General features: G+C 66.6%; 25 protein-coding genes and 1 tRNA gene. 6 read left to right on the top strand and 20 right to left on the bottom strand.

Annotated elements, in window-relative coordinates; translation table 11 throughout:
- Positions 1-71: 71 nt before the first annotated feature.
- Complete coding sequence (locus tag NS331_RS16590) at positions 72-779, top strand: glutathione binding-like protein (protein WP_058643076.1); 708 nt, start codon at positions 72-74, stop codon at positions 777-779.
- Between the two features lie 14 nt (positions 780-793).
- Positions 794-870 (top strand) — tRNA-Pro (locus tag NS331_RS16585).
- A gap of 85 nt (positions 871-955) precedes the next feature.
- Here NS331_RS16585 and NS331_RS27450 read toward each other — a convergent pair.
- The 11 genes from NS331_RS27450 to NS331_RS16530 form a co-directional block, all read right to left on the bottom strand.
- Positions 956-1,234 carry an HNH endonuclease gene (locus NS331_RS27450; protein ID WP_206597344.1) on the bottom strand — a complete coding sequence of 93 codons (279 nt, stop codon included), beginning with the start codon at positions 1,232-1,234 and terminating at the stop codon, positions 956-958.
- 136 nt (positions 1,235-1,370) lie between these two features.
- Entirely contained in the window at positions 1,371-1,889 is a 519-nt protein-coding gene (locus NS331_RS16580; RefSeq protein ID WP_058643075.1) for a DUF2514 family protein, read from the bottom strand.
- Positions 1,886-2,494, bottom strand: a complete 609-nt coding sequence (locus NS331_RS16575; protein WP_058643074.1) for a lysozyme — start codon at positions 2,492-2,494, stop codon at positions 1,886-1,888. The genes NS331_RS16580 and NS331_RS16575 overlap by 4 nt, the downstream gene beginning before the upstream one ends.
- Positions 2,491-2,775 (bottom strand): hypothetical protein, encoded by a 285-nt coding sequence (locus tag NS331_RS16570; RefSeq protein WP_058643073.1) that lies wholly within the window; start codon positions 2,773-2,775, stop codon positions 2,491-2,493. The genes NS331_RS16575 and NS331_RS16570 overlap by 4 nt, the downstream gene beginning before the upstream one ends.
- Entirely contained in the window at positions 2,772-3,101 is a 330-nt protein-coding gene (locus NS331_RS16565) for a hypothetical protein (RefSeq protein WP_058643072.1), read from the bottom strand. Before NS331_RS16565 ends, NS331_RS16570 begins: the two co-directional genes overlap by 4 nt.
- A 34-nt stretch (positions 3,102-3,135) precedes the next feature.
- Positions 3,136-3,420, bottom strand: a complete 285-nt coding sequence (locus NS331_RS16560) for a hypothetical protein (protein ID WP_058643071.1) — start codon at positions 3,418-3,420, stop codon at positions 3,136-3,138.
- A 25-nt stretch (positions 3,421-3,445) separates the two neighbouring features.
- Entirely contained in the window at positions 3,446-5,761 is a 2,316-nt protein-coding gene (locus NS331_RS16555; protein WP_082702555.1) for an SGNH/GDSL hydrolase family protein, read from the bottom strand.
- Between the two features lie 47 nt (positions 5,762-5,808).
- Positions 5,809-8,295, bottom strand: coding sequence for a host specificity factor TipJ family phage tail protein (locus NS331_RS16545; RefSeq protein ID WP_058643068.1), 2,487 nt, complete (start codon positions 8,293-8,295; stop codon positions 5,809-5,811).
- On the bottom strand, positions 8,289-8,684 hold the full coding sequence (locus NS331_RS26765) for an NlpC/P60 family protein (protein ID WP_058643067.1): 396 nt from the start codon (positions 8,682-8,684) through the stop codon (positions 8,289-8,291). Before NS331_RS26765 ends, NS331_RS16545 begins: the two co-directional genes overlap by 7 nt.
- Entirely contained in the window at positions 8,681-9,163 is a 483-nt protein-coding gene (locus tag NS331_RS16535; protein ID WP_058643066.1) for a hypothetical protein, read from the bottom strand. Before NS331_RS16535 ends, NS331_RS26765 begins: the two co-directional genes overlap by 4 nt.
- On the bottom strand, positions 9,163-9,600 hold the full coding sequence (locus tag NS331_RS16530) for a hypothetical protein (protein ID WP_058643065.1): 438 nt from the start codon (positions 9,598-9,600) through the stop codon (positions 9,163-9,165). The genes NS331_RS16535 and NS331_RS16530 overlap by 1 nt, the downstream gene beginning before the upstream one ends.
- Positions 9,601-9,782: 182 nt before the next feature.
- On the opposite strand from NS331_RS16530, the gene NS331_RS26225 reads away from it, so the two are divergent.
- On the top strand, positions 9,783-10,577 hold the full coding sequence (locus NS331_RS26225; RefSeq protein WP_153012898.1) for a hypothetical protein: 795 nt from the start codon (positions 9,783-9,785) through the stop codon (positions 10,575-10,577).
- Between the two features lie 377 nt (positions 10,578-10,954).
- Positions 10,955-11,356, top strand: a complete 402-nt coding sequence (locus NS331_RS16520) for a hypothetical protein (protein WP_153012897.1) — start codon at positions 10,955-10,957, stop codon at positions 11,354-11,356.
- Here NS331_RS16520 and NS331_RS16515 read toward each other — a convergent pair.
- Genes NS331_RS16515 through NS331_RS16485 form a run of 7 tightly spaced genes read right to left on the bottom strand, consistent with a single transcriptional unit; the run spans position 11,353 to position 16,684 of the window.
- Complete coding sequence (locus NS331_RS16515) at positions 11,353-14,262, bottom strand: tape measure protein (RefSeq protein ID WP_058643062.1); 2,910 nt, start codon at positions 14,260-14,262, stop codon at positions 11,353-11,355. The two genes, NS331_RS16520 and NS331_RS16515, sit on opposite strands and share 4 nt — an antisense overlap.
- Complete coding sequence (locus tag NS331_RS16510; protein ID WP_058643061.1) at positions 14,255-14,806, bottom strand: DUF6246 family protein; 552 nt, start codon at positions 14,804-14,806, stop codon at positions 14,255-14,257. The genes NS331_RS16515 and NS331_RS16510 overlap by 8 nt, the downstream gene beginning before the upstream one ends.
- Positions 14,806-15,153 carry a hypothetical protein gene (locus tag NS331_RS16505; RefSeq protein ID WP_058643060.1) on the bottom strand — a complete coding sequence of 116 codons (348 nt, stop codon included), beginning with the start codon at positions 15,151-15,153 and terminating at the stop codon, positions 14,806-14,808. The genes NS331_RS16510 and NS331_RS16505 overlap by 1 nt, the downstream gene beginning before the upstream one ends.
- Positions 15,154-15,164: 11 nt before the next feature.
- The gene (locus NS331_RS16500) at positions 15,165-15,614 is read right to left on the bottom strand and encodes a phage tail tube protein (protein ID WP_058643059.1); all 450 of its coding nucleotides are present in this window, start codon (positions 15,612-15,614) and stop codon (positions 15,165-15,167) included.
- Between the two features lie 11 nt (positions 15,615-15,625).
- Positions 15,626-15,943, bottom strand: a complete 318-nt coding sequence (locus NS331_RS16495; RefSeq protein ID WP_242873788.1) for a phage tail termination protein — start codon at positions 15,941-15,943, stop codon at positions 15,626-15,628.
- 29 nt (positions 15,944-15,972) lie between these two features.
- Complete coding sequence (locus NS331_RS16490; RefSeq protein ID WP_058643057.1) at positions 15,973-16,320, bottom strand: hypothetical protein; 348 nt, start codon at positions 16,318-16,320, stop codon at positions 15,973-15,975.
- A gap of 22 nt (positions 16,321-16,342) precedes the next feature.
- On the bottom strand, positions 16,343-16,684 hold the full coding sequence (locus NS331_RS16485) for a hypothetical protein (protein ID WP_058643056.1): 342 nt from the start codon (positions 16,682-16,684) through the stop codon (positions 16,343-16,345).
- A gap of 44 nt (positions 16,685-16,728) precedes the next feature.
- On the opposite strand from NS331_RS16485, the gene NS331_RS25650 reads away from it, so the two are divergent.
- Positions 16,729-17,574: an HNH endonuclease gene (locus NS331_RS25650; RefSeq protein WP_082702554.1), complete on the top strand. Its 846-nt coding sequence runs from the start codon at positions 16,729-16,731 to the stop codon at positions 17,572-17,574.
- 8 nt (positions 17,575-17,582) lie between these two features.
- On the opposite strand, the gene NS331_RS16480 is transcribed toward NS331_RS25650, so the two are convergent.
- Entirely contained in the window at positions 17,583-17,948 is a 366-nt protein-coding gene (locus NS331_RS16480; RefSeq protein ID WP_058643055.1) for a DUF7370 family protein, read from the bottom strand.
- A complete protein-coding gene (locus NS331_RS16475; protein WP_058643054.1) occupies positions 17,945-18,325 on the bottom strand; it encodes a hypothetical protein in 381 nt (126 codons plus the stop codon). The genes NS331_RS16480 and NS331_RS16475 overlap by 4 nt, the downstream gene beginning before the upstream one ends.
- Between NS331_RS16475 and NS331_RS16470 the strand changes: the two genes are divergently transcribed.
- Positions 18,326-18,617: hypothetical protein (locus tag NS331_RS16470; RefSeq protein WP_206597343.1), on the top strand; the 292-nt coding region annotated here is incomplete at its 3' end.

Genomic DNA, 18,617 nt, shown 5'->3' with positions numbered 1-18,617 from the left:
TGCGTGACGGCGCTGCACGCCCGAGGCGCCGGCGCTATGCTGCCTGCCGCCTTTCCATTCCTCACCCGACCATGCCCGACCAAGCGCCCATCGACGTCTACACCTGGCCCACGCCCAATGGCCACAAGGTGCACATCATGCTGGAGGAGACCGGCCTGCCCTACCGCGCGCATGCGGTGGACATCGGCCGCGGCGACCAGTTCGCGCCCGAGTTCCTGGCCATCAGCCCCAACAACAAGATCCCGGCGATCACCGACCCGGCCGGGCCGGACGGCCAGCCGATCTCGCTCTTCGAGTCAGGCGCCATCCTGGTCTACCTGGCCGGCAAGACGGGCCAGTTGCTGCCCAAGACCGACCGGGCGCGCTTCGAGGTGCTGCAGTGGCTGATGTTCCAGATGGGCGGCGTCGGCCCCATGCTCGGCCAGGCACACCACTTCCGCATGTACGCGCCGGAGAAGCTGCCCTATGCCATCGACCGCTACACCAACGAGGCCAGGCGGCTCTATGGCGTGATCGACCGCCGGCTGGAGAAGTGCGCCTTCGTCGGCGGCGACGACTACTCGATTGCCGACATCGCCATCTTTCCCTGGCTGCGCAGCTGGCAGAACCAGGGCGTGGTGCTCGACGACTACCCGGCCCTCAAGGCCTGGTTCGACGGCATTGCCGCACGGCCGGCGGTGCAGCGCGGCGTCCAGGTCCTGGCCGACCGGCGCAAGCCGATCACCGATGACAAGTCGCGCGACATCCTGTTCGGCAAGAGCCAGTACGAGAGGCGCTAGAATCGCCGGCTTGTCGGAGCGTAGCGCAGCCTGGTAGCGCATCTGCTTTGGGAGCAGAGGGTCGCGAGTTCGAATCCCGCCGTTCCGACCATTTTTTTCTCAGTGATGGCGCCAACTTACGCGAGTGAGTGGCGCCATTTTCTTTGGCTTCGCCGTCTAACCTTTGTAGTGGCTGTCTAACGATGCCCTACGGAGCGCAGCCCAGCCTGGCGCTCTAGTAGCACGAGAAAACCGTAGGCCCAAGGAGTGAGGCATGCGCGAGTTGGATCCGCATGCCGCCCGTGATTGCAACTGCTGCACGCGGCTGCGATGTTCTCGCGCCGGTCAGTTCCTCCATCTTGCCGCGCCCGCAGGTGCTCAGCGGTAGCTTTGGATCCGAGGGGGCGAAGGCAATAAATGCAGCGGCCGCACTGAGCTGATAGCGCTGCTTGGCGATGTCTTTGGAGTCTGGTCACGAGGGAGCTCCGAGGGTTGAACCTGGGTCCCCGTGCGCCATCACGGCGACGAATCGGGCGCTGTGCCACACGGCGTTCAGCTGTGCGTCTGAATCACTCAGAACGCGGTCCGGCGCGGTGCCGGAGCAGCTCAATACTACCTCAACGCCTCTACTGACCGTTGGCAGGTGAGCCCGGCCGCGTGGGCTGCATCAGCGAATCGCGCCAGGTCGACAAGAGCCGTTCCACCCCCGCTGAGCATGTCGGCAAGCAGATCGAGGGCGGATCCGGCTGCAGGGCCTGCGGCGGCAGGCTGGGCACCGCCGGCGGTGCCACGCTCGGCGGCGAGGACGGCGGAGAGCTGGCGGCGCAGGCCGTCAAGAGCAGCGCCAGCGCGGTCAGCGTCAGCGCGGGCCAGGTCGATGCGTGCTTGCCCATCGCGGGCCTCCTTCTCGAATGCGGTGCGCCAGGTGGCTTCCTGGGCTCGTGCGGCGCGCTCGGCCAGGCGGCCGGCCTCGGCCTGGGTCGACCGGAAGGCGGCATAGTCGCGCTGCGCGTTCGCGGTGTCCGCCCGGGCCTTCAGCACCTGGGCGCGCTCCACGCCGGCAACGGCCAGGGCGATGGCCAGCAGCGCCAGCAGGAGCCAGCGCGGCACCAGGTCGAGCAGGCGGGTCATGGAAAGGCCCGCTCGCCGGCCGCAATCGCCGCGCCCACATCGCCGCCCAGGAACACCAGCCGCGTGGCGTGGCGGCGTCGCTGCAGGCCCTTGAGCACCTGGCCGCCCGCCCGCACCCACTTCGGCAGTTCGTCGGCGGCGCCCTGGTAGTCGCCGGCGTTGAGCTTGCGCAGGAAGGTGCTGGGCCGGCCATCGGCCAGGTAGAGGATGCCGTCCCGCCCTCGCCCGCCTGGGCCGGTGTTGTAGACCGTGGAGACAGTCGCGTCCCACTGGCACTGCGACAGCGGCACCGTCACAGCCTGGCGCACGGGCGGCTCGAAGTCACGCACCAGGCGACGCGCGTAGCGGCCGTCGGCCTCGGCCTGCGTGATCACCAAACCCGGGCGCACCTCGAGCGTGTCGCCCCAGCCGATGGTCCAGGGCGCGCCGCTCAGGTTCGCGTAGGCCGCCGGTACGGTCCGGAGGTTGTACGGATCAATGCCGCCGCGGCGCAGCGCGGCGAACAGCGGGGATGCTGGGTCGGGGTAGGCCAACAGCCGGCATGCCTCATAGTGGTGGTTCAGCGCATGGCAGGCCTCGCCGGACTGCATCGTCTCGTTCGTCATGACTTGCGCCTCCAGGCCGCGGGGCGGTGTTTCCAGAAGATCGACAGGACGTAGGCGGCCAGGCAGACGGAGGTGAAGCGAAAGCCCAGGGTCATGTACTCGGTCTCATAGACCCGCCAGGCAGTGGCCACCGCGCACACGCACACGAAGCCCAGGCACACGCGCTCGGTCAGCGTGTCGTTGATGCGCGGTGAGAAAACGGCGATGAAAGCGCCCATGGCGACGATCAACCAGCACACCGCGACGAGCGCAATCCACATCGAATCGAAGACGGGGTTCATTGGTCCTCCTTCCGCGTGCCTGTGAGGCGGCGCAGCCAGGCCATTGCGATCTGCCAGAGCTCTTGCACCTCCCACGTCGACATGGATTCCCAGAGCTTGCTGACCACGGCCATGCCGAACAGCCCCACCAGGAAGCCCGTGCCGCCCTCCGGCAGCCCCGTCTGCGCCGAGACGAAGGGTGAGCAGTAGAAGCTGAGCAGCGCGCCGCTGATGGCCATGAAGATGCGCGCGGGCACGGTGCCCTTGACGAAGCCCATGCTGACGAAGCTGCCAGCGAGGCCCGCCAGCTTCGTCGGCCAGCCGTCGGGGAGTTCAGGCAGTTCCATCAAGCCTCCGCTGCGGTGGTAGTGGGTTCAGCCATCACGCCTCGCTGTCTGCAGCAGCAGCGTCCGTCGTGATGGTCACCTTGACCTTGAGGCGCGCAAAGCGCATACCCGTAGCGGTGGAAGGCGCCCACGTCGCCGCCAACTCGGCCGGGAGCGTGCCCGCGCGAATGTGGCGGGCCGTGGGCGATTCGCCGAGCGACGTGATCTCGAAGATGTCACCCATCACCGCGACCTGGTCGCCCTCGGCCAGCGCGGCAAGCGGCACATATTCGTAGGGCGATTCGTTCACGAAGAGACTCGATGCAGTGTTGTCGTTCACGGGATTTCCTGTTCTGAATCGACCGTCAGGCCAAGCGCGACCACGTGGCGTAGACGTAGATGCGCTTGACGGCACCGACGGTCGGGGTCAGCAAGACCAGGTCGCCGTTCGGGCGCAGGGCCGCCAGCAGCGGCTTGAACGCGGCAGGGGTGTCGCCGCCGTCCCAGCTGTAGCAGCCATTGATGACCTGCAGCCCGTCGCGCGGGGCCCGCCACCCGGCCGGCACGTTGCCGAAGATTGTTCCCGCGGTGAAAGAGGCGGAGGCGCCCAGCGGCACCTGGAGGTAGCCCTGCGTGATGCTGGCGTTGCCCGACGAAGCTACCCGCATCTTGTCGTCGCCAGCGCCGGGTGGCTGCTCCAGGCTGCCGTCGCTCGGCGGCGTCACGTTGATCTGCCTGCTGTCGCTCGACGAGATCCAGGGCCCCCAGGCGACAGGCTGGCCCGCCAGCGAAGCGGCCCGCCCCATGCGCGTGTAGAACAAGCCCATGTCTGCGTCGAGAAACGGCATCACCGTCTGCATGACGATTTCGTCCTGGGTGCGGACCGTCATGTGGGCGCCGTTGACCGGGAAGTTGTTCAGCGCCCGCCCGAGGGTCACGCCGTAGTCGTAGGCGCTCGGCAGCGCGTTTCCGTCGCCGTTCTGTTCGACGCCCCCGATGTTGCGCACGAGGTTGTTGCCCGCGGCGGCCTGGAGGCCGTCGGGGAACACCACCTTGCCCAGGACGTCCACGATCTGGGCGTTCATCTCGTTGTGCGGGTGGATGGCCCGGCCGTCGCCAAACGGGTTGTCCATCCACAGGCCTGCGGCGGGCTCGGAGTCCTGCAGGTAGTGGTACGTGTCGATGAAGCAGCAGTGGAAGTCGCGGGCCGCCTTCTTCAGGCCGGGGATGAGCTCCTCGTAGTACAGCGCGTCGCGGGCGTTCGGCGTGTCGAACGTCGTGCTCGGCGCCATGATGACGATGCTGAGGTTGGGCAGGGGGCGGGCGGCCCGGATGGTCGCGAGAGCCGCACGCAGCGAAGCGATCGTGTCGTTGGCATTGCGGCGGCGGTAACCGTCCGGCGACACGTAGTCCTGCCCGGCGTCGAGCAGCGGCGGCGTGCCGTTGATGAGCCAGCCGGGGTCGTTGATGCCCCACCGGAGCACGGCAAGCTGCCAGGGCAGCGTCAGGTCGCCCGGCAGCACGCCGACGCGCCACTGCTCGGTGTTCATGCCCGGGTGGCCCCCGTTGTAGACCGTCATCCCCATGGATGGGATCAGGCCCTTGGCGCGGCCGTACTTCTTGAGCAGCGTCCAGATGGCGTACGCCTCGTCGACGCCGTTGCCGCCGATGCCGTACGTGGTTGAGTCGCCCGAGCACAGCACGGCCGGCTGCATCGTCGGCGCGAGCATCTGCTGCATGAGCAACTTGTGCCAAGGCGCCAGGTACTCACGCCCAAAGACCCACTGATGGCGGTCGCCGGTGTTGTTCAGTCGCTGCTTGCCGCCGGTGATGGGCTTGTAGTACACGCCGGGGCCATCGAGGTAACTGCCGCGCGTGTCGGTGAGGCCGCTGGGCAGCTTGAACAAGCCCGGGGGCGTCCACGTGTACAGTGACTGGCTCGTCGCAACCTCATAGGCGATTTGCGAAGAACCAACGCCGGTTGGCTCGCCACCTTTGTCCAGGATGCTCAGGCGCTCCGACGCAATCGAGGCCAGGGTGCGGCCAACGGAACCAGTCCCCGGCGCCTTCGTGCCCACCATGGTCGCGCCGGTGTCGCTGGCCAGTGCGGCCGTGTCCGCCGCGATCAGCGAGGCCCACGCTGCGCTGTTCCACATGAAGGCCTGACCGAGCGTCGTGTTGAAGTAGAAGTCCCCGACCTGCAGGGGCGAGCCGTTGGGCCGCTGGGTCGGAGCCGATGCGTAACTGCCGAGATTGCGCGCTATGGTGGCCGTCGCCCCCACCACGATGGCATCGATGTTCTCGACCTTGCCTTCAATGTCGCTTTGGGCCTGTGTGGCAGTCGTGTTGACAGCAGCCACCTTGCCCGAGATCTGCGAGCTGGCTGTGGCGGCAGCCGAGGTCAGAGAGGCATTGACTGCCGCTGCGGTGGATGTCACGGAGGTGCTGGCCGCGCTCGCGGTAGATGCGATCTGAGCGGATGCTGCAGACGCCTGACCATCGACAGAGGTCACAGCAGCCTGCAGCGATCCCTCATATCCTGCAATGGTCTGGCGCTCCGTGCCGAAGCGATCCACAAACGATAGATCGTCCGAATTGACCATCTTGTCCAACGCTTCGACGTTGAATTGAAGGTCCTGCGGCTTCTGGCTTGGAATAGGGGTTAGGGTAGGCGTGACCATGTGCAGTCGGTGTGATGGACTGCACAGGGATGCTAGGAAGGCGCGGGTCAGTCGTCGGCGTAGATGCGGTCGTCGTATTCCGCCAGCGCCAGATCCATGTTGCCCTTCCCGTCCGGCCGGATCGACGTGCACACGTACAGCCCGGCCGCCTCCATCTCGCCCTCGGTCAGGCCGACGGCGAAGGCATAGCGGCTGCCCAGCTGCCGCGTCTCGCTGCGCACGTACAGGCCGGCCGGCACGCTGGCCAGCTGCACGCCTCCCGCCACCGGCGTGCACACCACGGGCGCGCCCAAACGCCGCCCGTTCGCGCCGGTGAAGAGCATGCGGCCGGACGCGAAGCCCTTCCAGTCCAGCGGCTCGCTCGTGCGGATGACGTTGCCGGCGATGGCCATGACCTCGCCCGCCTGCAGGCCGTCGTCACCAGCGAAGTCGGCCGGGTCCACCCAACGCACCAGGCTGCCCAGGCCCAGCACGCCCGCATCGTTCATGGCCTTGTCGCTCACGGTGACTCGCTGGAACAGCAGCTTTCGCGCCTCCAACTGCGCCCGGTTCAGCGCCTGGGCGTAGGTGGTGCAAGCCGGCAGCTTCACCTTGAGCGCGTTGCGGCTCTCGCCGAAGCTCACGCTGCCGTCGGCGATGGTGAGGCGCACGTAGCTCTTCTTGGCCTGCGTCGCCTCGTCCACGTATTCGAGCTCCACGCCGTCATTCGACGCGGGCATGTGCGCGGCGTAGCTGATGGCGCCGTCGCCGCCGGCGGCAAGGTTGCGGTAGTCCAACTGCAGCTCGGGGTAGCTGCGCGCCTGGTCGCGCGTCACGGTCCACCGCGTGCCGTCGCGCCACACCGTGCACCGCGCCGCGTCGGCGGCCATCTGCATCCGCTCGCCCAGGCTCATCTCGGCGTCGTCCAGGCTGGCGTCAAAGCGCAGGAGCGGCGATGTTTCGCCCAACTGCACGTTGATGGCGTTCAGCCTGTCCACGTCCAGCTCAGCCAGGTCGTTCCCGGCCAGCGTCCACATGTGCGCCATGGACCGGGCGAAGTTCCGCGTGGGCCCGATGTTCACGTTGTCGAAGAGCACGCGGCAGTGCCGCAACCAGCGGCAGTTGAACTTCCGGTCGCTGAAGCCCGTGGCCTCGGTCGTGGCCTTCGTCGTCACCCTGATCACCGTCACGCCCGGCAGCACCTTGCTGGGGTAGTGCTTCATGGCGTACAGCTCTTCGAGCTTGGCCACGTTCACCCCGCCCTCCCCGAATTCCTCGGTGATGCGTGTGAACTGCACCCGATAGCGCTGGAAGCCGGCCGCCGGCACAACCGTGGTGGTGTAGAACCGCTGGTCGTAGGTGTTGTGGGTGAAGTCCTGGTCCTGGCTCTGCCGCGTGCCGGGGATCTCCGCGCCGGCGCCGTCGATGGCCCACCACTCGGCCCGGATCTTGATCAGGCCCTTGAGCCCTCGCAGGAACACCGTGTTCCAGCGGATGCGGTCGCAGGGAACCGGCAGCGTGAAGGGCCCGATGGGCGAGTAGTGCGACGCCTGGGGCGCAATGTTCACCTCGCGCACCTCCTCGAACGTCTCGCCGCCGGTGTCCCAGGGCTCGCTCGAGAAGGTAAAGGTGCAGATGCCATCGCTGACCACGTACCCCAGCACCGTGCAGATCTGGTCGAACAGCACGGCCGGCGTGCCCGCGCCGGTGTCGGCCGGCGTGATGGTGAACCGCACACGGGCCGTGCCGGTCGGCGCCAGGCTCTTCAGGTCAGCCAGCGGCGGGTTGTCGGTGATGGCCACCCTGAAGGTCGTGGCCCCGTCCTCGGCCGTGATGGTGGCGCCGCCGCCCACGGTCGTAAACGGCACCGACGGCGCCATCTCCTGCCCGTTCACCTCGTCGCTGGCGTAGGTCTCCAGCACGTCCAGCAGCGTCGTGGTGCCGTTCTCGGGGTGGATGCCGCCGCCCACCGGCCCGAAGATCTCGTAGCTCGCGCCGGCGATGTCGCCGATGGGCGATTCTGCGTAGCGCACGTCGCTGATGTCGCCGCGGCCGCGCGAGACGCACAGCCACTCGGTGATGTACTTGATGTTGTCGATGTACTCCACGATGCTGGGCTGGATCAGGTCAGGCCAGCAGCGGCGGTAGCCGTGGACGTCGGGAATGGCCTGGTAGGCCCGGGCAATGTTGGTCTGCGCCGTCAGTGAGTTGTTGGGGCTGTCGCTGCCCGTGGGCGACGCATTGGCCGATCCCTGGGCGCGGCGCGCCGCGGCGATGCTGTAGACCGTCAGCACCGCATAGGCGGCATACAGGTAGTAGATTGCGTCGATGCCGAAGCCGGGCCGGCGCACCACCACTACCTCGTCGGCCGCGTGCGGCGGCAGGTCCAGGCGCGGATCCGTGGCGGGGTCGACCTCCTGGCCGTTGATCAGCAGCCGGCAGTCGGCGCCGGAGCGCAGGTGCCGCTGGATGTTCTCCTGCAGGCTGGCGGTGCAGTCCAGGGCGTAGCGGTCGCGGCCGAGCGCGCCGGCCGGGTCGTGGCAGATGGTCAGCATGGCGGGTGGTAGCGGTAGAAGCGCAGCAGGCCGTAGGCGCGCTCGGCGACGGCCAGGCGCGTGACGCGAACGCTGCCCGGCGGATGGATCTCGTTGGCCTCGGCGTGCAGGAGCATGTCGCCCGGCAGCAGGACGCCGCAGTGCTGCGGCGCGCCGTCGCGCCAGGCCATGAAGCAGGTGGCGCCGGCGCCGCGGCCGCATTCGCGCCAGCCCGGCGCCGCGGCGAAGCCGGCCGCGATGTCGGTCTGGGGCACCTCGCCCAGCTCGATGCTGAGGACGTGGCGGTGGTAGAGCACAATGAGGCCGAAGCAGTCCATGGCCTGCCAGTCGGAGCGCCAGCGCACCCAGGGCACACCGACGGCGCGGGCGGCGAACTGCTCGGGCGTCATACCAGTTGCAGGCCGGTGAACAAGGCCGGGTCGTAGATCGGGCCCGCCAGCCGCCGCATCGGGTTGTCCGCCGTCGCGTTCACCTGCACCGTGTCGGGTGAGAAGGTGATGCCCTGGCCATCGGCGGCGAACAGGTTCCAGGTCACCTTCGGCGCGTCCGTCTCGCCGAGGAACACGCGGTAGCGGACCACGATGGGCTCGCGCGAGCCGGACGCGCGGACCAGCCCCAGCTTGCGCTTGAACTCCCGGCCAACCACGGCGCGCGGGAAGGCGATGGACAGCTTCGCCGTGGCGTCGCCGGTCTGGTCGGGCGGCTTCACGGTCATCGGCGTGGGGATGTGGGCCACGCCGCCCAGCACCACCTCCTCGAACTGGTTCGCCACCAGGTAGAAGGTCTGGTCGAAGGCCGGGTGTTCGAACACCACCGCCTCGAAGACTGGCAGCGGGCTCTTCGTGCTCCAGAACTCGGCGCGGTCCATCAGGCCTCCGGCACCGCGGCAATGGACAGGTCCAGGATCTCGGCCCAGGTCAGCCAGTCGGGCAGGCCGATGATCAGGTCGGCCGCCTCGGTGTAGGCGTCGGGCACCACCTGAGCCCTGGCCATGATGCTGGCCTTGAACGTCCAGACGCCCCCCTCCTCCGTGGCGTCCAGCAGGCCGTCGGGCAGGAACTGGCAGACATGGTCCAGCAGGCCGAATTCCGTGAGGATCGGCATGGTGAACTCCAGAAGGCCGCGCTGCAGCTGCACGGTGAACCAGAGCTGGAAGCGCACCGCATCCTGCGCTCGAAACCGGAAGATGCAGTCCCAGATGACCGGCGTGTCAGTGCCCACCGCCTGGCGGTAGCCGTAGCCGCGGCGGGGCTCGGCCACGGTGAAGGCCGCAGGCTGGCTGCGGCTCTTCGAGGCGCGCTGCATCGGGGGCAGGTCTGGCGGGTAGGCGACGGGCACCGGATGGATACTAGGGAGCGGGGCCGCCCCACCCCGGCCGCCAGCGCCCCACATGCACGCAGCCGCCGCGCCTGATCGCGCGCTCAGGTGAGGGAAAACGGATTGACCTGCTGCGGCAGGTACCGGGCCTACACTCGGCGGGTACCACCATGCCTGCACGCATACCCAAACTCGTCGCCGACGAGATCGAGTCCGAGCTGATCGCCTTCGTTCGGTCGGTCGCCCGCTACTTGGATGCTGGCGATCCACTGATCATGGAATGGATGGATCGACTAGAGCCCGGAACGCGAGGCGGCGGCGCTCGCAGTGCCTCGCTTCTAAGGATGGCCGAGGTTGTTCACCTAACCGGCGATTTCGAATATTTCGAACGCCTCATCACACGTGCAGAGACCGCCGGCGCCCATTGGGACTCCATTCTCAATGGACGAATTGCTGCGTATCACAATTGGGGAATGTTTAGCCGAGTCCAAACGCTAATCAAAGATTTTGAGACTCACAATCTTGATTGGTATCTGTTTTTAACTGGCGTCGCGAGTTCTGGTGCATTCTCTGTGCTGCAGAAGGCTTTGGCATCAGCAGCAAAAATGAATATCGATCTTTCTGCGATTGATCAAATCGAGGATGTCAAGATGATGGCTCATAAGGCGTTTGAATTTGGGATTCCGGATTCGGAATACGCTCGGGTTCTTGACCTAGCGGGTGAAATGCTCCGGCAGCGACGGCTTTTCTGGCTTGATCGCTCACCCCGGCTGCTCTTCGATGAAGAAATGGACTGCCACTGGGTGCAGTTCCGCATTGCTGTTTCCCCGGAAGATGCCGCTGACATGACAGGCGAACTCATATCCCTGCTGGTAGAAGCCGATTTGGACCGGCTCCCCATCAACGTGTCGTTCTACGGCGCGCTGCATGAGGACGGCTCCTTAGAGACAGCTGATGCCAATTAGTCCGAGCGACCTCTTGGCCCTCGCCGCTCAAGTTTGCGGCAACACAGGGGGAGTAGAAGCGGTCAGCAGGAATGGCGTCAGTCGAGCCTACTACGCGGCCTATCACGACTCGCTGGACTGGCACACGTTGCTCGCGGAGCCTGGGGACCCCGGAAACTGCCGAGGCCTTCACGAGAAACTTGCACATCAACTATCCAATCCAGCCGCCACCCTGGACGCAGCAATTCAAACAAAGTCCCGCGAGCGAGGAAAGTTCCTCGGAGCTCTTCATGGGCAGCGTGTAAAAGCCGACTACCGCCTTCGTGCGAAGGTTTCAGGCCAAGATGCTCGGAACGCGCTCGCAAGCGCCCGCAAGATCACTTCCCTAATCTGACACCATGAGACTATTGATCGCAGCCCTGGCCGCTGCTGCCCTGGCAGGGTGCGCCGCCTCAGGCGTGCGCGTCACTGACGACCAAGTTGCGCACTTCCAGAGGGGCGTGACGACAAAGGCCGAAGTGCTGCAGGCCCTGGGCAAGCCCACCATGCAGATGCGCATGGGGGACGGCACTTCCATGGTGATCTACAGCTTCGCCGAGGTTGCCGTGCGCCCAGCAACCTTCATTCCCGTCGTGGGCGCTTTTGCAGGCGGAGCCGATTCCCGCAGCAACACCATGACGCTGCGCTTTGACGCCGCTGAGCGGCTAGTCGACACCACTAGCTCGGCGACGGAGACCGGGACCGGCCGCGGCGCCAGCGCAGGCCCGGTAGCGCCTGTTTCGGACCAGCCGAGGCGCTAGCTCAAGCCACCAGACCGAACGTTGCTGCTGGACCGCAAGGCGGTCCAGGCCGGGCCCGTGTTACTTGCAAACCCCTCGGCAACCCTGGCTTCGGCCGCTTTGGCCGCAAGGTCGATCCAGACCTCGCGGTCGTTCACCGTGACCTGCGGATTCGTGCCCGCTGGCGCATTCATCACGTTCACAGTGATGCCGCCACCCACTTGATCGGAAGGCGTGACGCTGCCGCCCCTGGCGGGTAGCAGGTACTGCGAGCCATTACCGGCGGTGTACATCTCCGGCCTGCCATCCTCGTTGACTCGGTACAGCGAGTTCGCCGACACGCTGCCGCCATAACGGCGAGCGCCGGCCAGCGGAGCCATGGCGATAGCGGGAGCGCCCAGCGCCGCCGCAGCAGCACCGGCGGCAGCCGCAGCGGCCGGCGCCAAGCCAGGGCCTGTGATCGGAATGGCTGCTGTCGAAGCAAAGGCACTGGCTGCGGCGAGCGACGAGGTCACGGCAACCTGCGCGCTCACAGCGCCCGTGTATGCCGCTGCATTGGCCGCCTTCGTTGCCAGCATGGCTGCGTCGGCCGTCTTTGCCAGCAGGGCATTCTTGATGTACTGCAGGCCAACCTGCACCAGCGCCGAGACTGCTTCATTCAGCACCACATTGCCAAGGTTCCTCATGGCATCCGAAGCCGACATGGTTCCGTTCAACAGTCCCGTGATGGCCGAAGAAGCAGTGCCGGCCAGGCTGTTCAGCGAGCCCATAAGGAACTGATTGGCAGCGCCTTGGGCGACGAATTCGGCCTCGATCAGCGCTTGGCGCTGCTGCCTGAACTGACTGGCCAGCTCCGTCTTCTTCTGCTCGGCAAAGGTGGCGCCATCCACGCCGGCCTGGGCCATCTGCTGCTCGTAATACTGGACGAGGCTTAGCTTCTGCTGGTACTCCCTCTCCAATTGGGCCAGCGGGTTGAGGCTGGCCAGCTGCTGCCGAATTGCAATCTGCGCGTCCACCGATGCCTTGGCTTCGCGCAGCTCCATTTCCTTCCGAGTAATGGCCCCCTGCTGATAGTCGGCCTGGGCCTTGCGGATTGCCTCCTGCCGCATCAGGTCGATCTTCGTCAGCTCGTCAGTGGCAGCGGTGATGGCGAGGTCGGCGGATGCTTGCGCCTCGCGGTCGCTCAGCTTCTCGCGCTCAAGCTGCGCCTGCGCCTTGGCCTTGGTGCGCGCACGCTCAGCCTCTGACGCAGTGGCGATGCCCAACCGCTCGGATGCATCGGCACGCCGCAGCGCCTCCGCCTCGATCATGGCGACCTTCTGGTCGGCGTCGCGGGTCAGTTCGATCTGCAGGTCGGCGACCTGCCGCAGCGTCTGCTCTTCGAGCTTGGCCCGCTCGCGCGCGTACTTCTTCTGGATCTCGACGCGGGCCTTCGCGTAGATCTCCTGGTTGTTCTTGTCCTCGGCGGCCCGGCGCTTGTTTTCTTCAAGGGCCTTCTGCTCTTCGGCATTGATCTTGGCCAGCGCTTGGGCGTTCTCGGCCACGAGCCCCTGGTAATAGGCCTGGGCCGCCGCCGTCTTGGCCGCCAGCTTGCGGGCCTCGTCTTCGTCCTTCGGTGCCTTGAGCTTTGACGGCGCATCGCCCGTCGGCGTGAAGCCGCGCTGCTCCTTTGCCTGCTGGGCCCACTCGCGGCGCATCCGTTCGCCCGCCAGCTCCGTCCTGGCCAGGGTCTTGGCGTCCTCGGCATCCATGATCTTGCGCCGGCGCTCGCCGTCCTCGCGCACGGCGTCAGTGATCGCCTGATACTCCGGGCTGTTGAAGGCCTTCCAGGCCGCCTTGGTGCCGAAGGGGTCAGTGATGCTGCGGCCTCCCTTGGCCGCCTCCTGCAGCAAGTTCAATTGCGCGGCGACAGCCCCGATCTCCGAGCCCACGCCCTGAAACGCAAAGAGCACGTTCCGGCCGAAGACGGAGACCGCCTGCCACGTCACGTCCAGCGCGTCGACCACGTAGCTGAGGAAGAGCTTCGTCTCTTCGGACCACCCTTGAATGGCCTTGTTCCGGCCCAGCTTGTCGGCCTCGGTCGTGACGCCAGCCATCTGACCGGTGAGGTTGTCCAGCACCTGCGACAGCCCCTGCGCAGCGCCAGCCAGCGCCGCGCTTTTGCCGCTCGCGTCGTCCATCTTCTGGTTCAGGCGTGCCGCGGCGTCCTGGACCAGTTGGAAGGCCCCGCTCACCGTCTGCGGGAACTTGGCGAAGTCCGCATTGATGCGCTCGGCCGACTTCGTGAGGGCGGCCACGACCACATCGGCAGTCAGCTTGCCCTGCTCGCCCAGCTTCTTCAACTCGCCCACGGGCTTGCCGATGCCGTCGGCCAGCTGCCGCATCAGGTACGGTGCGTTCTCGAGCAGCGAGCGCAGTTCGTCGCCCTGCAGCTTGCCCGAGCCGAGCGCCTGGCCGAATTGCAGCATGGCATTCTTGGCCTCGACCGCCGAAGCGCCGGACACCCGGATGGCCTTGGCCAGCAAGTCGACCAGGTTCAGCGTGTCGTTCTGCGTGCCGCCCATCTGGATGAGCGACTGGTTCAGCCGGTTGAAGACATCGACGTTGCCCTCGACGGCCGTCTGCGTGGTGCGGCTGATCTGCACCAGGCGGTTCATCGCCTGGGTGCCCTTCTCGACGCTGCCGGCTGCCACCTCCACGCGCGCGCTCAGCAGGCGCATCTCGTCGGCCGCCTCTGCCGCCTTCACGGCGGCCAGCGCCGCGGCCAGCAGCTTCGCCGCCAGCGCGATGGCATTGAAGTTGGCCGCCAGCTTGTCGCCCGCGTCACCGGTCGCCTTCAGCGAGCGCTGGACCTGCTGCTGATCACGCAGCAGCTGCCCCGTCTCCAGGCGGACGTCGTAGTAGATCCCACCGACCTGCTCAGCCATTCTTCCCCCTCACCAGCGCCATCGTGGCCTCGTACTCTCCTTCGTCTGGCACCTCGCCGGCCTTCGGGTCAGGGAACTTGAGGCGCATCAGGTGCTGCAGCTCGGTCATGGACAGGGCTTCGGCGTCGGTGGCCGGCAGCCCCAGGTGGACGCGCGCGGCGGAGACGAATTCGGCGGCGTCGAAGGTCTGGCTGTACTCGCCGCCGCCCTGGCCCGGCGCGGCGGTGCCGCAGATCCCGTGCTGCATCAGGTGGCGCGCCAGGATGACCTGCTCCGCCGCTGGCATGGCGCCGTCGACCTGGCGCAGCACGGCGCCCTCTTCCGCCTCCAGGCAGCCGATCAGGGGCGTGGGATCGTCCTGCTCACACAGCACGGCCAGGACGTAGCGGGCCACGTCCGCGGCCCCGGGCCCGTGCAGGGCCACGAAAAGCGCCACGATGCCGGCTGGCGAATCGAGCGCGGCCACGCGGGCGAAGGACGGGCAGAACGTGTAGACCGTCCCGTCCGGCGCCTCCGCGCGCACGTAGCCGTGCTCAACCAGCATCAGAGCTCGAACAGCTTGGCGTTCAGGCCGGTGCCGCCGGTGATGGTGACGTTGCCCTGCAGGAACAGGGCAATGTCCGCCAGCTCGACGGCCTGGGCGGTGTTGGCCGCCACCGCGATGGGATAGCCCGCGGACAGGCTGACCGAGCCGCCATAGCCCGGCAGATCCGCGGCCGTCGCGGTGGAGCCCAGCAGGGTTGCCGTGATGGTGCTGGCCGTGCCGTTGGTCAAGACCAGCAGCTGCTTGCGGTCCGGATTGACCGTTAGCGAGTCGCTGGCCGTGAGGGTCTGGCCAGTTGCCAGGAACTTGCCGTTCTGCCGGCCGTCGATGGGGGCGATTACTGCCATGGTGCTGCTCCTTACGGGGTGATGGTGACGGCGCCGTTGCTGTTGGCGGTCATCGACCAGGTGATGACGTCGGCGTAGGGGGCGTCGGTGCTGAACTCCGACACCATGAAGTAGCCGTAGTAGCGCTTGCCCGACGGGTGGGTCAGGCGCAGCCAGACGCAGGGCTGGCCGCCGGTGACGGCGCTGGGCGTGTTGATGTGCGCCTCGAGCGTGTCCTGGTTGGGCCGCTCGGTGCCGCGACTGACGCCCGAGCCCGAGATCTCAACGGACTTGAAGGTGGCGATCTGCTCCTTCGTCGCCGCCGGCGAGTCGTCGGCCGTGGCGTCCGCGGTGTCCCAGCTGAACTTGATGCTCTTGTCGCGCATCGCGCCGAGCGGGACGTAGGTCAGTGCGGTGGGCACCGAGTTCTCGGCCGCGATGGCGAACTCGAACGCGAAGCTCTTCCCGATGTACTTGCCCATGGTGGTGGTCCTCAGTCAGTGATGGTTTGAATGGAAATCTCGGCGACGGGGCGGCCGTCGTCGGTGAACCAGGGAACCGGCTCGCCCGGCTGCATGAACATGGGGTCTTCGGTGTCTGCGAGCATGGCCTGGATGACCGCTTCAGCCGCTTCATTGGGTAGGGTCGCGGGATCGTTCAAGCCAGCAATCAGAATCAGCGAGAACTGCGGCCGGCGGACCAGTTCGATGGGCAGGCCCGCCATGGGCTTGATCACGGCGTATCGGTCGGTCTTCGTGCCGTCCGTCCACTTGCCAAACTGCAGGCGCCAACCCGGCAGTAGAAGCTGCACGAACGCGCGCAGAGAATCGACTGGCGACGTCATACGCGGATCGCCCCGGTGATGACGCCGCGGATGTTGGGCTCGGCTTTCTCGAAGCCCTTCTTCAGGAACTCTTTCTTTGCCGTCGCGCGCCGGAACTGCTGCTTGTGCTCAGGATCGTGGACCGGCAGCGCGTGTTCGGCCGTGTAGCCCACCCGGCCGACGATGGCCTTGCCGTGCTTGCTGACGTCGCGATACTGCGAGTTCAGCAGGTTGGAGGTGTCGATGGGCGTCATCACGGATGCCTCGGCAGCCCCTAGCACGAGCGCCTGCGCGACACCGCGCGCGCCACGCTGCTCGGTGCGCGTGACGAATTGGGGCAGCTTGTTGACGACCTTCGTAGCCATGCCGAGGCATGCTAGGGAGGCATCAGGTGGAGATGCGGTAATCGTCGGCCTGGCGGTCGAGCGTATCGCCCCACCGCGTGACGGCGCGCACCTCGGCCGCGCCGGCTGTGATGGGGTCCAGGCTGACCGAGACGCCGATCAGGATCATGTCTCCCGGCTCCACGCCGGCGCGCTCGGTGAAGATCTGCTGCCGGGATATGAATTCTTCGCCCTTGGCGTCAGTCATGCGCATGACCTCTGCCGAGTAGTCGCAGGCGATGACTTGGGGTGCGCCGTAAGTTGCGGCGCCCGTCCAGTCGTCGCGGCCGAGCAGCGGCCAGAGCGTGGCGGCGGCGGTGTAGGACCAAGATGCGGCGGAGGACATGGCCGCTATGCTAGGGACCCCCCAATTTACGCCTCGCAGCCTGCATGCCACCTTCAGCAAACGCTCACGACAAGATATTTGATACTCCTCATCGAGCTGCCTTCGAAATATTTGGCGTAAAGCTTCATGATGCCCGCTGGGGTGGATTCGACTGCAGCAAAGCTGAGGCGGAAAAAGGGGGCGCGAGCATTTTTGCCATCGCGCTCTTTGAGCATGGTGTACTTTGGGACGAGCTGCACAAGAAGTTTCGTTACTCTGTACCTCGAGTCTGGGAAGGCAGAGTCGAAGCCAATCGAGCAAAGTTGATCAACTTGCTCTATTTAGCGAAGCGCCTACCAATGCGGAAGGTGGGATTTCTAAAGTCGGAGCCGCTGAGGCAATGTGCACCGGAACACCTGTTCACGATCACTGATATTGATGAGGAAACAGATCCGGGGGCGATATGGCTAACCCTGGACCCTGAACCCAGCAACGACCTTAGCTATCCCTACCGGCAGGCAACCCCGCGAGCCTTCCAGTTGGACTATTGCGAACTGAGCAGGCTGCGGATGAAACAGGAGGCAGAGACGCAACGTTCGCTTGCCTCAGCTGTGGAGGAGCGAAGATCTCGCCTTGCCCAAGCCGAAAAAGTGCCGCGCAAGATCGTCGTCCAGTCAGTGCAGTACGACCGCAACCCTGACGTCATCGCCGAGCGCTTGTATTTGGCCAATGGCGTTTGTGGGGGATGCGGAGCCAAGGCGCCATTCATTCGAAGGTCGAATGGCGATCCGTATCTTGAGGTCCATCACGTTTTACCGCTCAGCGAGAACGGCACCGACGAAGTGGAGAACACGATTGCTTTGTGCCCAAACTGCCATCGAGAGTGGCACTACGGGCCACCGCGGGCCTGATCCCCGGATCACACCACAAGGAATAGCGTGCCGGAGGCGGGGTCCGGCCCTACGAGAGCCGCGACTGTTCCGGCCTTGTCCAGGGCGGCGAGAGAGCGGCGCAGCTGGGTCAGGCCGTCATCGAAGTTCTTGAAGGAGCGGGACGCGCCCGAAGGCGCTCCCTGCGATGCGATGCGCCGCGGCGCGCCGGCCGCGGCGATCAGTGCGACCGCGTAAACCTGCACCAGTTGCCGGTCCTGATCGCTGTAGCCCGCCAGGATCATGGCCGGCTCGGCCGTGGCCACCTTGGCGACAGCGGCCTCCACCAGAAACCCGGGCACCGAGATGCCCAGGGCTTCCGACAGGTACTGCTGCGCCTGGGTGGCTGTGATCACTTCGCGGCCTTGGCTTCGGCGATGCGGGCCGCCAGCGTCTCGTCGCTGATGTTGCTGCGGAACTGCACGCCCAGCGCGGTGGCTTCGGCCTCCAGCGCGGCGCGGTCGGCGCCACCTTCCGGCGGCTTCAGCTGGGCGCGCAGCGCGTCGGCGTCCTGCATGGCAGCGTCGCGGGCGGCCTCCGCAGCCCGCAGCTTCTCGGCGAGTTCGTCGGCGCGGGCCTGCTCTTCCTCGGCCCGCTTCCGCCAGGCCTCGATGGCAGCATCGGCCGCGGACATAGCCTCGCGCATGCGCTCGAGGTCGGCGTTGACGGCGTCCACGGACGGCAGCGTTGCGCCGGAGCCTTCCACGACCAGCACGTCGGCCGACACATACACGTGGTCAGCGGGGGCGTCGTCGCCGGCGCGAAGGTCGGCGACGTGGTGCAGTTCGAGGACAAGGCCCCGGCCTGGGCCCTGGGCAAGTTCGTGGAAGCCGGCGACGACGCCCCCGCTGACCACGTCTATGTGTCGGCCGACGTGCTGGTCGTGGAAGGCCCCGGCGCAACGCTGCCGTCCGTGGACGCCGTCAACGCCGACCTCGAGCGCATGCGCCAGGCTCTGTCCGCGGCCGATGCTCCCATCGCGGCCCGGCGGAAGCGGGCCGCGGAAGACCCGGCCCGCGCCGACG

It is taken from the genome of Pseudacidovorax intermedius, assembly GCF_001476815.1.
Taxonomy (GTDB): Bacteria; Pseudomonadota; Gammaproteobacteria; order Burkholderiales; family Burkholderiaceae_C; genus Xenophilus; species Xenophilus intermedius_A.
Note: the sequence above shows the minus strand (reverse complement) of the source record. Positions and strands in the feature narration are given on the sequence as shown.